This window comes from Vibrio sp. V30_P3S12P165 (assembly GCF_009904905.1).
In the GTDB taxonomy this organism is placed as follows: Bacteria; Pseudomonadota; Gammaproteobacteria; order Enterobacterales; family Vibrionaceae; genus Vibrio; species Vibrio fujianensis.
This window is the reverse complement of the sequence record NZ_WXWH01000049.1, coordinates 1-15,074: the sequence shown is the minus strand read 5'-3', so window position 1 is coordinate 15,074 and position 15,074 is coordinate 1. Positions and strand designations below refer to the sequence as shown.

13 protein-coding genes and 1 pseudogene are annotated in these 15,074 nt (G+C 41.9%); 3 read left to right on the top strand and 11 right to left on the bottom strand.

Going from position 1 to position 15,074, the window contains the following annotated elements:
• Positions 1-154 precede the first annotated feature (154 nt).
• Positions 155-1,891 (bottom strand): bifunctional metallophosphatase/5'-nucleotidase, encoded by a 1,737-nt coding sequence (locus tag CAG57_RS10340; RefSeq protein ID WP_161427591.1) that lies wholly within the window; start codon positions 1,889-1,891, stop codon positions 155-157.
• Between the two features lie 254 nt (positions 1,892-2,145).
• On the opposite strand from CAG57_RS10340, the gene CAG57_RS10335 reads away from it, so the two are divergent.
• The gene (locus tag CAG57_RS10335) at positions 2,146-3,777 is read left to right on the top strand and encodes an ATP-dependent endonuclease (RefSeq protein WP_099611243.1); all 1,632 of its coding nucleotides are present in this window, start codon (positions 2,146-2,148) and stop codon (positions 3,775-3,777) included.
• A 264-nt stretch (positions 3,778-4,041) separates the two neighbouring features.
• On the opposite strand, the gene CAG57_RS10330 is transcribed toward CAG57_RS10335, so the two are convergent.
• Complete coding sequence (locus CAG57_RS10330; protein ID WP_161428250.1) at positions 4,042-4,554, bottom strand: DUF1097 domain-containing protein; 513 nt, start codon at positions 4,552-4,554, stop codon at positions 4,042-4,044.
• Between the two features lie 175 nt (positions 4,555-4,729).
• Positions 4,730-5,635, bottom strand: coding sequence for a LysR substrate-binding domain-containing protein (locus tag CAG57_RS10325; protein ID WP_099611245.1), 906 nt, complete (start codon positions 5,633-5,635; stop codon positions 4,730-4,732).
• A 219-nt stretch (positions 5,636-5,854) separates the two neighbouring features.
• Here CAG57_RS10325 and focA point away from each other — a divergent pair, with 219 nt between their 5' ends.
• Entirely contained in the window at positions 5,855-7,315 is a 1,461-nt protein-coding gene (gene focA, locus CAG57_RS10320; protein ID WP_099611246.1) for a formate transporter FocA, read from the top strand.
• Between the two features lie 98 nt (positions 7,316-7,413).
• Here focA and CAG57_RS10315 read toward each other — a convergent pair whose 3' ends face one another.
• On the bottom strand, positions 7,414-7,983 hold the full coding sequence (locus CAG57_RS10315) for a YceI family protein (protein ID WP_099611247.1): 570 nt from the start codon (positions 7,981-7,983) through the stop codon (positions 7,414-7,416).
• On the bottom strand, positions 7,980-8,519 hold the full coding sequence (locus CAG57_RS10310) for a cytochrome b (RefSeq protein ID WP_161433997.1): 540 nt from the start codon (positions 8,517-8,519) through the stop codon (positions 7,980-7,982). The genes CAG57_RS10315 and CAG57_RS10310 overlap by 4 nt, the downstream gene beginning before the upstream one ends.
• Before the next feature lie 538 nt (positions 8,520-9,057).
• Between CAG57_RS10310 and CAG57_RS10305 the strand changes: the two genes are divergently transcribed.
• Positions 9,058-9,693: a hypothetical protein gene (locus tag CAG57_RS10305; protein WP_161431173.1), complete on the top strand. Its 636-nt coding sequence runs from the start codon at positions 9,058-9,060 to the stop codon at positions 9,691-9,693.
• A gap of 157 nt (positions 9,694-9,850) precedes the next feature.
• On the opposite strand, the gene CAG57_RS10300 is transcribed toward CAG57_RS10305, so the two are convergent.
• From CAG57_RS10300 to CAG57_RS10280, 6 genes and pseudogenes are all read right to left on the bottom strand, one after another.
• Positions 9,851-10,237, bottom strand: a complete 387-nt coding sequence (locus CAG57_RS10300) for a CBS domain-containing protein (protein WP_099611249.1) — start codon at positions 10,235-10,237, stop codon at positions 9,851-9,853.
• Positions 10,238-10,248: 11 nt separating this feature from the next.
• Positions 10,249-10,614, bottom strand: a complete 366-nt coding sequence (locus CAG57_RS10295; protein WP_099611250.1) for a transcriptional regulator — start codon at positions 10,612-10,614, stop codon at positions 10,249-10,251.
• Positions 10,611-11,303: a DUF1538 domain-containing protein gene (locus tag CAG57_RS16140; RefSeq protein WP_237665841.1), complete on the bottom strand. Its 693-nt coding sequence runs from the start codon at positions 11,301-11,303 to the stop codon at positions 10,611-10,613. Before CAG57_RS16140 ends, CAG57_RS10295 begins: the two co-directional genes overlap by 4 nt.
• Positions 11,304-11,399: 96 nt before the next feature.
• A pseudogene (locus tag CAG57_RS16135) lies at positions 11,400-12,095 on the bottom strand (DUF1538 domain-containing protein); the annotation flags it as partial.
• 240 nt (positions 12,096-12,335) lie between these two features.
• Positions 12,336-13,511 carry a Gfo/Idh/MocA family protein gene (locus CAG57_RS10285; protein WP_161427208.1) on the bottom strand — a complete coding sequence of 392 codons (1,176 nt, stop codon included), beginning with the start codon at positions 13,509-13,511 and terminating at the stop codon, positions 12,336-12,338.
• A gap of 91 nt (positions 13,512-13,602) precedes the next feature.
• Positions 13,603-14,982 (bottom strand): GntT/GntP/DsdX family permease, encoded by a 1,380-nt coding sequence (locus CAG57_RS10280; protein WP_161433996.1) that lies wholly within the window; start codon positions 14,980-14,982, stop codon positions 13,603-13,605.
• Between the last annotated feature and the right edge of the window lie 92 nt (positions 14,983-15,074).

Sequence of the window (15,074 nt, the reverse complement as noted above, 5' to 3'; positions counted from 1 at the left end):
ACCACATAATTTAATTTAAAGGTAAAAAATAAACCAATCCGACCCACACACTAATCCAAGCTACAATCGCTAATATGTCACTCCAATAATTCCACATAACCGGCCTCTGTTCACTGTCATCGTATGAAAAGAGAGCAAAAAGTGGACCAACAAATTAATTTGATTGGTTGGAAACATTAGTTTGCGCAGTTTGACTTAATAAGTAAGGTTTATCGGTTAATAATTCAATAAAAGCATCAGCCATAGACACATTGGTCACTTTCCCCTCACCTTTCATTTCAGTCAAAGCATGGTAACCTTCTTTGCCTTTCATGGTGTAGGCGGATGAAGTACCGTAATACTCCCCGTTTGGATTAACCGAATACCACTCTCCATCGATAAAAATGGATAGATTTTGAATTCTTTGGCCAATAGGATTATTCGCTTGGTATTCGAAAGAAAGGTTATGCGTATAAGGGTAACTACCCGATCCCGTTCCTTCTACACCATTATTGAAAGCATTATTGATTGCGCCTTCTAATGTTCGAGCAAGTGCATCTCCGGATATTTTATAGACACCAACCGGAACGGCAAATGGTAATAGTTGGCCGGCAATATCGGCCACAGAAACTTCACCCGGCAAAATGGAGGTTCTCACCCCACCGGCATTATGAATGGCAAACTGAACTCGGTAGCCTCGCTTTTCCATTGCATAAGCAAAAGCTTTGGCAACTAAAGGAGCAACTTGGCTTGGGCCTTCTTCATCCGGGATGCGTACATGGCGTAGTTTTTCTGATGCATGGGCAATGATTTGATGTTGTAACTCACGGACTTTGGGTATGTATTTGTTTTGTAAAATACCATGGACATCTGGATCTTTTTTGCAGACTACGACATGAGGATGATTATTGACAAACTCACACGCATCAAGGTGGGTTGTATCGCACCCCGCTTCATTCATACTGGCATCAAGAAAAAGACGGCGTCCTAACAGCAATTCATTGCGACCCGTAAAATTGACAACTCGGCCATTTTTATCGAAATCAATGTGACAATGCCCTAATGCTAATGCATAAAGCCCAGCTTGAACGACATAAGTTCCATTAATAAATTGCCCATAAGATTCTTCTTGGGAAAGTCCAAGTGCACTAAAGTCACCTTGTAATATATGGCTATGTCCACCAACGATGACACTGATGCCGTCAATCTTAGCCGCCAGTTCTTTGTCAGCTTCATATCCCAAGTGACTGACAAGAATGATTTTATTAATTCCTGAATGATGTATAGCTTCAACGGTTTTACTTGCGGTTGTCAACGATGACACAAATGGAGTATCCCCATCAGGGTTGGCGATATCTTCCATCTTATCCAGTGATAAACCAAAAATGGCCACTTGACTGCCATCAACCTCTTTTACCATCCAACGAGCACACTGTCGTTGTGAATCAAAAGCATACACCTGCGAATTGTTAGATAGACGATGTTGTTTATCTTGCCGCTCTTTGGACAAATCCCAATTACCCGCTAATAACGGAAATTGTATACGTTTAGCAAACTGCGCAACGGGCTCATTTCCCATATCTAATTCATGATTACCAAGTGTCATGGCGTCAATACCTAACGCATTGAGCATCTCAGCATTAGCCTGACCTTTAAATAAAGAAAAATATAAAGTACCTTGGAAGCAGTCACCCGCATGGACAAAAATAAAGCCACGCTTCATACGCTGAGCATCGGCTTTAAGCTGATGAATTCGGGTCGCAATACGAGCAAAGCCACCCGCACTGACAAATGGGGTTAAAGTTTGTTGATCAATGTTTAAAGATAGTTGTAGTGAGGTTGGCTCAAAATAAGAATGGGTGTCATTGATATGAGCCAGAGTAATCGATGTCATGTCTTTTATTCTTTTCATAATATTTTCTCTTCTCTTTCCCCTCCATCCTAGCTTAAAAATCATGACAAAGTCGTGACTTTTATGAAATATTTTTGCAAGACCATGGAAAAAATATAAAGCTTAAGGCCTTCAATCATTCTGAAACATGAAGGTTCTGTGAAGTACTGGGCAGTTTAATGACTTGAGCGTCTGTTTATTCACACATTTTCCTTTATGCTTAACAAAAACTCAACGCAAGCTGTCGAGAACGTTGAGCAAGAGGAACTCACTTTATGCATTTAGAACGTATTGAAATATCAGGATTTCGAGGCATTCGTCGCTTATCGCTAACCTTTGATGAACTCACCACATTAATCGGAGAAAATACATGGGGAAAGTCTTCGTTACTGGATGCGTTATCCGTCATACTGCCGCCGGATGGAAAGCCTTATCAGTTCGAATTGCAAGACTTTCACGTAGACTATGCTCTCTCTCATCCACAAACTCAAGATATCCAGATTATTCTTAGCTTTATTGCCTCCGACAAACACGAGCATCGTGCGGGTCGCTATCGGAAATTAAAACCAGTATGGCGTCAGGATGAACATGGCTGCCATCGCATTATTTACCGTGTTAATGCCTCACGCATACAATATGATATCTCCACCCACTACGCCTTCTTGGATTTAGAAGGGCATACTATTGCAGTTCATGATAGTGAGCAATTAGCTCAATCATTAATGAGTTTGCATCCGGTTATTCGGTTACGAGATTCGCGCCAATTTGATCGACCTTTTATAGAAGGGAATGGCAAAAATGCACGCATAGAGAAACGGATCAATAATACGTGTCGTCGTTTAATGGCTATCCCAGGTCATGTGAATAAAGGCGAAATGCGCAGTAGCTTAAATTCAATGCAGGCATTAATAGAGCATTATTTTTCATTTAAAGATCAAAAGCGTAAAAACCCACGTCGAGAAAGAGAAAGCTTGGTTTATGGCCCTCCTGGGTATGATAAAAGTTTGTCGCAAGTGGTTGATGATACCAAAAATCGCCAAACCCGACTGTTACTGATGGGGTTACTCAATGCTTATTTACAAGCCAAAGGGCCCAATGATCTACGACGCTATGCGCGACCCATACTGATTATTGAAGATCCTGAAGGGCGTTTACACCCGACGCATCTTGCTCGAGCCTGGAATTTGCTTGATTTACTTCCTATGCAAAAAATCCTAACCACCAATAGTGGTGATTTACTCGCCTCGGTACCACTACATTCGATTCGACGTTTAGTGAGAACGTCAGATAAGGTTGTCGCGACAAGTATGCCAAGCCGAGGACTAGGGCGTGATGAGTTACGCCGCATTGGTTTTCATATTCGCTTTCATCGTCCGGGCGCTCTTTTTGCTCGCTGTTGGTTATTGGTTGAAGGAGAAACAGAAGTTTGGCTATTCAGTGAGTTAGCCAGACAATGTGGTTATAACCTAGCTGCGGAAGGAGTACAGATTATCGAGTTTGCACAATCAGGGTTGAAATCGTTAATCAAAGTTGCAAAAGCTTTTGCTATTGAATGGCATGTGGTGACCGATGGTGATCCTGCGGGTAAAAAATACGCAGCAACAGTACTCAACATGCTAGAACATGAACAAGCTCGACATCGTCTTACTGAATTGCCCGATCGTGATATTGAGCACTTTTTGTATTCCCATGGTTTTGAGTTCTTTTTCAAAGATATGGTTAAAATCCCACACGAACACCCTATACCGGCAAAAAAAGTCGTTAATAAGGTGCTTAAAAAGCATGCCAAACCCGATCTTGCCCTGGCCATTGTTTCTCATTGTGAAGAAAACGGTGTCGAGTCGATTCCCCTACTCTTGCGTTGGACGCTAAAAAGAGTGGTCACACTGGCAAACGGAAATATATAACCAAAATGAATATACCCTTCCTACTTGAAGCTGCAGGGGTGTTGGCTACGTTCTTTCACCCCAATCGCATAGCCTGTCTATGGTCATGGGGATTCACTCACTTGCCGCCTACCTGCAACTCCAAGTTGTTTGGGTATAAGTTTATTCCCTGTGTTAATCACCATTTACAAAGGGGATAAACCGCCCGATCAATATTAGTGATAATGCTTTTCTCTAGGGTACGTTTTGCTCTTACTGACCAGCCTTACTTTTATGAAGAACGCTTTACTGAGGGGTAACTGCTTTTTTATTACAGCGTAACGTTAACCCATGCTCTGATTCTTTTCTTTCTTCACTTCTCTTATGCAGCCACTCTCCGCTCGCTTTCATGGTATAACCAAACACGCCACCTAATAACAAAGAAGGGATAACAAGTGCTATGTTTCCATCTGCAGCAAACGTAGCACAACAACCAATAAAAGTACCAGGAATGTAAGCGAGTAAAGTATTTTTAGCTTGAATGCACATCATGAAAGCTGCAAAAGCGGTGATGACATAACCGATGATCTCCCATGTCATAAACTGAGAGAGTAACATCATCACCCATGCCCAAAAGACACCGCTCAAATTACAGCATAGACTTTGTGCCAACCCTTTGAGCCCAGCATGCGGAGTCGCAAAATAGCTGGTACAACCCAAAAAGCCAGCCCAAGAAAGTAGGCCAAAGGAGATAGCGATCCAACCCCAAATACCGGATAAGATGCCGGTCGTTAACGATATAGCAAAAAGCGCATTCATAACTTCTCCCTTAAATAAAACGCGGTTGACACATTAATGATGTGACAACCGACAATGAGAGAATAGTAAAGCGATGCGGCAAAACAACAAGCGATTTAAATCACATTTTTTGTGCAACAATTTATATGATATACAAAAAATAGTGATGCAATCGATAAATCAACAGATGGTGATATCATAGCACATAGGGCTTGCCTTTCATCATTCGCAAGCCTTCACGTCGAATACATTCAGCTAGTGGATTTTCAGCCATCTCGGCTCGCCAGATAAACGAAAGCGTACGCTCCATACTTAATTGTGGGACATTAAGCGCAACCAATTGACCACTTTGAATGAAACGCTCAACATCTAAATAAGGCAGGCAAGTCAAATAAGAGCCATTAGCCACTAAACTACGTAAGACAGGAACATGCTCGTATTCACGCCAAACATCCAAATCAGCGATTAACTTATGGATTGCACTGTCAAAAATGCCACGAGTTCCAGACCCTTGCTCTCGAAGCACCCACTTAGCTTGTTCTAGCTGAGCTAAGCTAACCACTTCTCGTTTAGCGAATGGATGATGTGCAGAAGCAACCACACATAAATGATCCCGACACCACACTTCTTGATGAATTCGATTATCATCGCAACGCCCTTCAATGATGCCTAAGTCGTACTTATAATCTAATATTCCCTCGATCACACTTTGGGTACTTCGAACCCCCAGTTCAATGCGAATCTCCGGAAAATCACTATCAATAATACTGATAAGGTCAGGCACTAAATGTTCCGCTGGAGTTTGGCTTGCACCCAATCGAATTTCGCCACTTAACAAATGCTGATCATAAAAGCCCATTTCAATTTGCTGAGCATCTTGTAGCAAACGTTTAGCTTTTGGACGTAACCACATTCCCCAATGGGTCAATGCCATTTGTTTTCCTTGACGCTCAAAGAGCGGGCGTCCCAACATTTTTTCTAACTGTGCTAAAGACATACTTGTTGCAGACTGGGTTAAAGCTAGCTGTTCAGCTGCCGCGCTCACACTGCCGAAGTCTGCCACAGCATCAAAGACGGCCAATTGTTTTAATGAATATCGCACAATCTATCCTATGGAACGATTTATACCAACCCCAATTCACTGGGCCACGAGTGTCATTCTACTGCTTGCTTTTACTATATCAATATAATTGATGAGGTTTTAAAGAATTATCAATTTTACCTTCTTCCTTTCGCTCTCTAATCTAACGGTGAAGCAACCCACAAGGTGTTGTTTAATTTAGTCAGGAGTTATTTATGTATCTAAGTCTGAGGAGCGAAAATGTCAGCAGCGAACTCTGAAAATCAACTCTATTTTTCGCCCCATGAAATGATGGCAGAAGCTGAAAAATTTGCCCTGAGTAAAGCCAAGAAAACCAGCGGCATGATACTGAGCTTAGCAATAATGGCTGGAGCATTCATTGGGCTTGCTTTTCTATTTTATATTACTGTAACAACCGGAAGTGATAACACTGGATGGGGGTTAAGCCGACTCGCAGGAGGCATCGCTTTCAGCATGGGGTTAATTCTTATTGTTATCTGTGGCGGTGAACTGTTTACTAGTTCTGTCCTTTCTAGCATTTCTTGGGCGAACAAGCAGATCAGCTTTGGCAAAATGCTGTCTATTTGGGGCAAGGTTTATGTCGGTAATTTTCTTGGAGCAATGTTTTTGCTGTTGTTGGTTTCAGCCGCAGGGATGTACCAACTAGATCATGGTCAATGGGGGCTTAATGCTCTCAACATTGCACAGCACAAACTGCATCACACACCCATTCAAGCATTTTCACTTGGGGTGTTATGTAACTTACTCGTTTGTTTGGCGATTTGGTTAACCTTTAGTTCAGCAAACGCCATGACAAAAGCAGCTATGACCGTTTTACCTGTTGCAATGTTTGTTTCAAGTGGATTTGAACACTGCGTCGCCAACATGTTTATGGTGCCGCTTGGTATTGTTATCCATCACTTTGCACCAGATAGTTTTTGGCAACAAATCGGAGTGACAGCCTCACAATATGCAGATTTAAATATCACACGCTTTATCACAGCAAACTTAATTCCCGTCACGTTAGGAAATATTGTCGGTGGAGCGGTTCTCGTTGGATTGACGAACTGGTCAATTTACCGCCGCCCTTACCTAAAAGAAGCACAGATCACTACCATCACCGAAACCACTCCAATACAGTCAGTTAAGGAAACCACCATGAAAAACTCAATAATTGTGAAAGATATGATGAACACCCAACCGATAACTCTTAATGCTGAGATGCCGATTGCTCTCGCTATCGATGCATTGGTTGATAACCACCTAACAGCAGCTCCTGTGGTAGATATTCAAGGCCGTTTGGTGGGCATGTTCTCTGCTCACGATGTAATGGTTGATTTATGGTGTCAAGACTACTTGCCGAATGAAGAACAAAAAGTGGTTGATCTGATGACCCGTGATGTTATTGCGATTGATGCCAATGATTCGCTCGTTGATGTTACCGAGTTTTTATGTATTGATAAAGAACAACTCTTCCCTACAACGAATATGGGCATCGCGACTCGCTTTAATGCATTATCTGTCGAAGAACGAGCGAAAAGCATGAAAGTCAGTAAGCCCCATGTTCTTCCTGTATTAGAAAATGGTCAATTTGTCGGGATGCTAGCACGAAATGACGTTCTTGCTGCACTTCGTCCAATTTATGGTGAACGTTTAGCGGTTGTTAACGAACAACAAGAGCAAGAGCTAGCTCGCGCATAATAATAGTAGCAACTCATTGATGAGTTAATACAGAAAGTAAAAGTCCCCTTTGATCAGAAGGGGACTTTGTTTAATAAACACATTAATCATCAAAAAAATTACTTTTTGATGCCTTCAACATGCAGTTCCATATCAACATAGCTCGATGGCCCCATCACAGTAATATCGAAATCTTTCAGCTCTAAACGGGTAGCACCAACAAACCCAGCACGTTCTCCTCCCCATGGATCAGCACCAGCACCAATCAATTGAGCATCGATAGTGATTGGCTGTGTTTTGCCGTGTAAGGTTAAATTACCTTGTATTGCTAAATGTCCTTGCCCTTGATCAATGACTTGTGTACTGACAAAGGTAGCATTTGAGAACTTTGACGTGTTTAAAAAATCAGCACTGCGAATGTGTTTATCACGCTCGGCATGGTTAGAATCAAGACTAGTTGTATCAACGGTAACGCTTACTTTTGAGGCTGAAATATCATTTTCATCATAAGAAAACTCCCCGCTAAACGTATTAAAACGTCCTTTAATAAAACTGTATCCTAAATGACTCACTTTAAAGTTTATCGATGCATGAGCCCCTTTAGTATCAATCACATAATCGGCAGCACTTGCACCAAATGGGAAAGCCATTGCCATTGCCAACCCTGATGCCAGTAACGTTTTTTTCATTTTGATGCTCCTATCATTTTACGTAACGTATTATCTTTATTGATAAAGTGATGTTTTAAAGCCGCCAAACCATGCAAAAATGCCATCACGATTAGTGTCCAAGCTGCATAGAAGTGTACGGTGCCTGCAATATCTGATTGTTGATTAAACAAAGCCCCTACACTGGGTAATGTAAACCAGTTAAAGACATCAATTCCTCGACCATCGGCAGTAGAAATCAAGTAACCGGAAGTAAATAAGATCGCTAAATTAACGTAAAGTAGAAGGTGCATAAATTTTGCTGCCAACTTTTCTAGCCCGTTCCCTTCAACTTTTGGTGACGTTGTCACAAATAGTAAGATAATACGTAAGAGAGTCACTGCGGCCAATAAAAGGCCAATCGACTTATGCCAATAAGGTGCTGTACGATACCACTCACTATAATAAGAGAGATCGACCATCCATAGCCCGACGGCAAACAGACCAATCACAGTTAAAGCCGATAACCAATGGATCACTTGTATCGCTCGGTGGTAATGAGTTACTTGACTATTCATTTTATTTCTCGTTGTAAAATCAGTGCCAACATCAGTATATACATATTAGCAACAGATTATTTAACATTTCATGCATGATAAATATACCAACGGATTGATGGTGATGTTCAAATTATTTGAACCACAAGTCATTCATTGAGAGCGTTTTTAATTTAAGATCGCTATCACGATAAAATAACCAAATAAATCATAAATTTAGGCTTAATGAGTCATTAGGCCTAGATAAATTGGCGTTTAGCGTAGAGAGATGATTCTAGTTTGTAACAAATTATAACAAGCACCAATGCGCTTGATTTGTCTCAACCAATGAACTCGTCAATACGGATGTAGCTATTGAATCACTTTGATGTATGAAAATTCAACGTGATAAAGCGCCCGAAGCCGATTAAGCAATACAAATATCGCGTAAGTTTATGATAGGATTCAGTAAGGTGGATACCCAAACCACACGTGACCAGATGGGAAGATCGACCTTCCATAAGTCACCAGATTTAGTTGGTGGTACAATTTAGTTGGTGGTACAAAGGAGAAGATTGAATTGCTACTCGATATCCTGACTCAAAGTGTTAATGAATTCCAAGTCGACTGTCTGAAGCTGTGTGAAAAACACTACCCGACCATTCATAACCAAGGAATGAGTGAACATCACCTGGGCCTCGCTTTTGCTCGGCGTTTAGCTCGCACACTGACCGAATTTGGCCATCAATGTGAATATGCCCCACTTGATCTTTTTCCGGTTCATGAGAACCCCCATCACTTTCGCGTCAGCTGTGATAAAGGCACTGTATGGATACTTACTCACCATATGATTAGCGCTGGGAAAACATGCAGAGAAAAGCTTCTTCAAGACATCAGCTTATGGAAACAAGAGTATGCTTATGCGATTCAACCGAATGATTTATTATTACTTTTGACGGATCATTGGATTAGCCGTAGTCAAAAAAGCCGGGAATTATTGCACTGGTGGACAGGACGGTTGCCTGATGAAATCAATGACTACCATACTCAAGGTATTACCCTATACGAAAGTGATTCGCAGTTGATGCAAACGGTAGATAATACATTTAATATCAGCCCTTGCTATGTAAAGTTTGGCCACCCATTAAAACGTTCTAAAAATCAACAGTTAGTAAGAAAATACATTCAACTTTATGCCGTATTGCAAGGGGCTTAGTTCTCAACCCCTTGAAAGAAAACAACGCTATTGACCCAAACAACTTGGAGTGACAGGTTAGCAGTACGTGAGTTCCCATCAGTATAGACAAACGATGCGATTGAGGTGAACGAACGTAGCCAACCGCTGTATCTTCAAGTAGGAAGGGTATTGTCCGTTAATCAATGCGAGAAAGTAACGCATCCATAATATCGTCCATTGTTACAAAACCAAGCAATTGGTTATCATGAAGGACTAATAGCCGCTTAATGTGTTGTTGTACCATTAACGTCGCAACATGCTTTAACGCTAAACTTTCTCCGACAGAGATTGCTGGCTTAGCACACACATCATAGACATTTAACAGATCAATATCACCATCTTCAGAGATCACTGTTTTGACAATATCGGTATAAGTAATTAAACCAAAAGCATCGCTGGCATTTTGCTGCTCCACCACTAGCGATTTAAGTTGATGTTTCTTCATTAAACTCATCGCTTCTCGTAACTTGGCAAAGGGTGAAATCGTCACCACATCACGAACCATTACATCTTTCACTAACATGGCTATTTTCCTTATAATGTCTCTTTTAATTGCTGTTGGAACAGCTGCTGTTCAAATTTATCCAATTGATTGAGATCAATCCCTGCTAAATGTTCTAATCCAATCGTAAATGCTAAACCTTTAGAATCGTCTTCATTGGGCCGCAATAAGGCTTGTAACGATTTTAATATTTGTAAAGAAAGGGACTTTTCTAGCACCATTAATAATACCGATTGACTACCATCGTAAGTTAAACCAAAAAAAGTTTTTCGGGTTTCATTACTGATCCCTCGCCCCGCTAAAACGGTTATACCTCCCGCGCCTTGATCACGAGCAGTATCGATAGCATCTTGTTCCAACTCTTCAGGAACAATGGCAACTAATACGGAAAACTTCATGCTTTCACCTTTGAATATTGAAAAAACCAATGTGTAATAATGGCATACATCATCACGGTAACGATCGGAAAAATAGAGGCAAAGGCAATAAGGCCAAAACCATCAATCAAAACATTACGCCCCTCAATATGAGTCGCCAGCCCGATTCCTAGTGCGGTAATGAGCGGCACGGTCACCTCTGAAGTCGTAACGCCTCCTAAATCATAAGCTAGCGCAATAATATATCGTGGAGCAAAGATTGTGAGTAAAATAACCAGTGAATATCCTGCCATAATAAAATAATGCATTGAACCGCCAATGATGATTCGATGAACTCCAATCGCAATTCCCAATGCAACTCCCAAGGCCACCAAAAGACGAATAGTATTTCCCTTCACTTTACCAGCTGCCGCCTCTTCAGCCTGATGACCAACTGCCAATAACGCAGGCTCGGCCATTGTTGTCGCAAAGCCAATCATGAATGCAAATAAATAAATGTAGAATAATTGTTCCCGTCCGATTAATTGTTCAGCCATGGAACTCCCTATTGGGAAAAGCCCGAGCTTGAGTCCAACCACAAAAGCATATAAACCAATAATGACTAATAAAAAACCAAATACAATTTGCTTAGGATGACTCAAACGTCGGCGTAAAATAAGATATTGGAAAAAAAGGATCGTGATAATAATAGGAAGCACATCCCTCACCATACTGGCTAATTCAAGTAGCGGGGTAAACCATGGTGAGTTTGTCTCTAATTGATGACTCAAGACGGGTAACACAGAATAGCTATCAGGTTGTGAATATACGTAAATACCATAGAGTTGCACGCTGATCATCGGCACCATCACGGCTAAAGCAACTAAACCAAAACCGTCAATAAGAGGATTTCTTCCACGAATTGAACTTGCTAGGCCAATTCCCATCGCCGCAATCAATGGTACAGTAACAATATTGGTGGTCACACCACCGGAGTCATAGGCTAATCCGACGATTTCTTCAGGCGCAAAATACGTGACAGTCACCACTAAAAGGTAACCTATAATCATAAACCAATGTAACGGATACCCCATGATGGTGCGAAAAACGCCTAACGAGATCACTAAACCAACTGAACTGGCCACCAATAATCGCAAAGTTAGTCCGTCAATCCGCCCGTCACTAATCGTTTGCGCTTGCTCAGCCACCGCAATAAGAGCGGGTTCCGCAACAACGGCGGAGAACCCCATTGCAAACCCAAAAGCAAGTAAAATAGAAAGCGAACCGCGACGCGCAAATTGATTGGCAAGGCTTTTACCGACAGGAAATATGCTTAACTCCAAACCTTGTAGGAATAACGCAACCCCTATTGCCACGATAAGCAGTCCAAAAGCCATCGAAGCAACGTTTTCCGGGACTTGATGTAAAATAACCAATTGAAAAAATAGGACAACAGCCACGATGGGGAGTAAATTTTTTACTGCATGTAATAAAGCATGATAAAAATCTTTGATAAATAACATCACTCTTCCTGTCGCTGTTAACTCACCCGATAACTTATCAGTAAATTTAGGCATCTATTTGAATATTATATAAGAGGATGTTAAAAACCACACGAATCTTGAACGTTAAACGCTTTGTTTTGTGAATTTACCCCAACAATGATCTTAGAGACGGTTAACTACCCAGAGGTTCAGCATCTGGGTTGAGAACGGTTAGGAAAGTAAGCCCATGTTCACCATAGGCTTACCCGTTAAGGATGATCAATCAACGTCAACCCAAATCGAATGATTGTCGGCCGATTCTACACATGTTTCACAAAACCTAACTCCATTGATTCCCGCTTCAATTCCGGGATACCAAATTGCTTGAGCCGTTTGCGGATCATCACGATCAACAGCATTCATCACTAAAGCAAAACGATGATAAAGGTTAGCCCATGATTCGAAGTAACCTTCTGCATGCCCCCCACCAATTCGGTTAGCAGCAACCCCTGCCACCTCTTTATATAAGTAATCCATATCTCGCTCTAAAATCCGCACCGGTTCTCCCTGAACCTCATAACGCAATTGGTTTGGGTGTTCATCCCACCACTCTATCGAGGCTTTTTGGCCGACAATTCGAATTTTTTGTTGATGCATCGATCCTGCATTCACCGCTGAAGCCCAAAGCGTACCAACCGCACCACCGTCGAATTCCATCATCACATGCGCATTATCTTCCAAAGGTGCACGAGATGGGATGAAGCTTTGACGCATGCAAGAGAGGCGCTTGACGCTAAGTCCGGTCATCATTTCACATAAATAAAATGCATGGGTACCAATATCGCCAATTACATAGGTTGGCCCAGAGACTTCGGGACTCACACGCCACTTTAAACCTGGATTATTTTTTTCATGCTCAATGTTATGAAAACCATGAGCAAACTGCATGGTCACCACCCGAATCTCACCTAAATCGCCTCGTTCGATCATCGCTCGGGCTTGATGAACCATAGGAAAACCAGTGTAGCCATACATCACACCTAATATTCGATTTTTTGCTTCGGCAATAGCTTTCAACTCCTGCGCTTCTTGACTAGTAAAGGTGATTGGCTTTTCACACACGACATGTAAACCCGCTTGTAATGCCGCTTTACAAATTTCGTAATGAGTTGAGTTAGGTGTCGCTATAGAAACAGCTTGAATACCATCTTCTCGTTTCGCTTCTTGCTCAAATAACACGGAATATGAGGGATAACACCGCTCAGGATCTAAGCCAAGATTTCCCCCAAAATCTTGACAACGCTGAGCGTCTAAGTCGAAAGCACCAGCGACTAAAGTAAATAGACCATCTCGCATCGCCGCGCTTCGATGTGAATATCCAATTTGGCTACCACGTCCTCCTCCAACCATCCCCCAACGAATAGGGTGTTCGAATCGTTGCTCTTCATTAAACATGCCTTGTTCCTCCGAGTTGTGTGACGGCATACTCCTAGACGGTGATTTACGCACTATCGCTAGGGTCTGTTGACCTTAAATGATCGGTTTGTTACACCACGCCAAAGGTGGCGAAGATGACCACCACAGCGGTGGCAATCATCGGAATCGCTAATGTACATACAAAAATATCTTTATAAGAATCTCGATGTGTCATGCCACAAATACTAAGCAAAGTAATGACCGCCCCGTTGTGTGGTAAAGAATCCAAACCACCACATGCGATTGAAGCAATTCGATGCAATGCCTCTAAACTGATGCCTAAGTTTGCTGCTTGCTGAATATAAATATCACCGAGTGCATCCAAAGCAATGCTTAGCCCACCTGATGCCGAACCGGTAATTCCAGCCAATAAACTGGTGGACATCGCAAATGACACTAATGGAGAGCCGGGAATGGAAAGAATCATCTCTTTAATTACATCAAAAGAAGATAATGATTTGATCACGTTGCCAAAACCAACAGCAGCTGCGGTATTCATGATGGGCATAATGGCACTTTCTCCGCCTTCGTTGATCGCGTTCCGTGCGTGAGCAATGTGCTTTCGAAAAAGAACTAAAGCCACAATTATCGCCGTAGTTAAAGCGATAATCAGGCTCCACATTCCCTTCACTTTTTGTAAGGTTGAATCATAGTCAGACAAATAACTCGCTTCTATATTGGGATAATAAAAAGTCACCAATAAAAAATTAAGCGTAAGCACGATAATAATCGGGATAAACGCTAGTATCGGAGAAGGTAAATGATCAGGCTCATCACTCTCAGTAGCGATGGGGCCGATAGAGTGTCCATAACCTTCACCATTTGCTCTCGCAACCGTTTCTCGTCTCTTTAGCCATAACATACCGAGCCCAAACATCACAATTGCCCCAATTAGCCCGAGCATCGGGCCAGCATAAGCCGTGGTGCCGAAAAAAGGCATCGCAATCGTGTTTTGAATTTGAGGCGATCCCGGCAACGCAGTCATGGTAAAGGTGAACGAACCTAACGCTATAGTTCCCGGAATTAATCGTTTAGGAACATCACTTTCTAGAAATATTTGTGCTGCAATGGGGTAAACAGCAAAAACCACGACAAACATAGACACGCCGCCATAGGTCAGCACCGAAACGGCAAGAACCACCGCTAAAATTGCATTATTTGTTCCTACTTTGGCAGTAATCACTTGAGCAATCGTTTTTGCTGCACCCGAAACGTCCATAATTTTGCCAAACACGGCACCTAATAAAAATGCCGGGAAATACAGCTTTACGTAATTCGCCGCACTCAACATAAAGACTTCGGTGTAACTGGCCATTAAAGGGGTTCCCGCTGAAAATACAGCCGCAAAAAGAGCAAGGATCGGAGCCAACCAGATCACCGACATACCTCGGTAGGCTAAGTACATCAGCATCAACAATGAGAGAATAATTCCAACAATTCCAAGATCCACGATCTACCTCACCACAGAGTCCAAATTTAGGTTAATTTTTTTAAAACACGACAACATTGAAACATTTATTTCATTTTTGTGGAAGTTTGTTT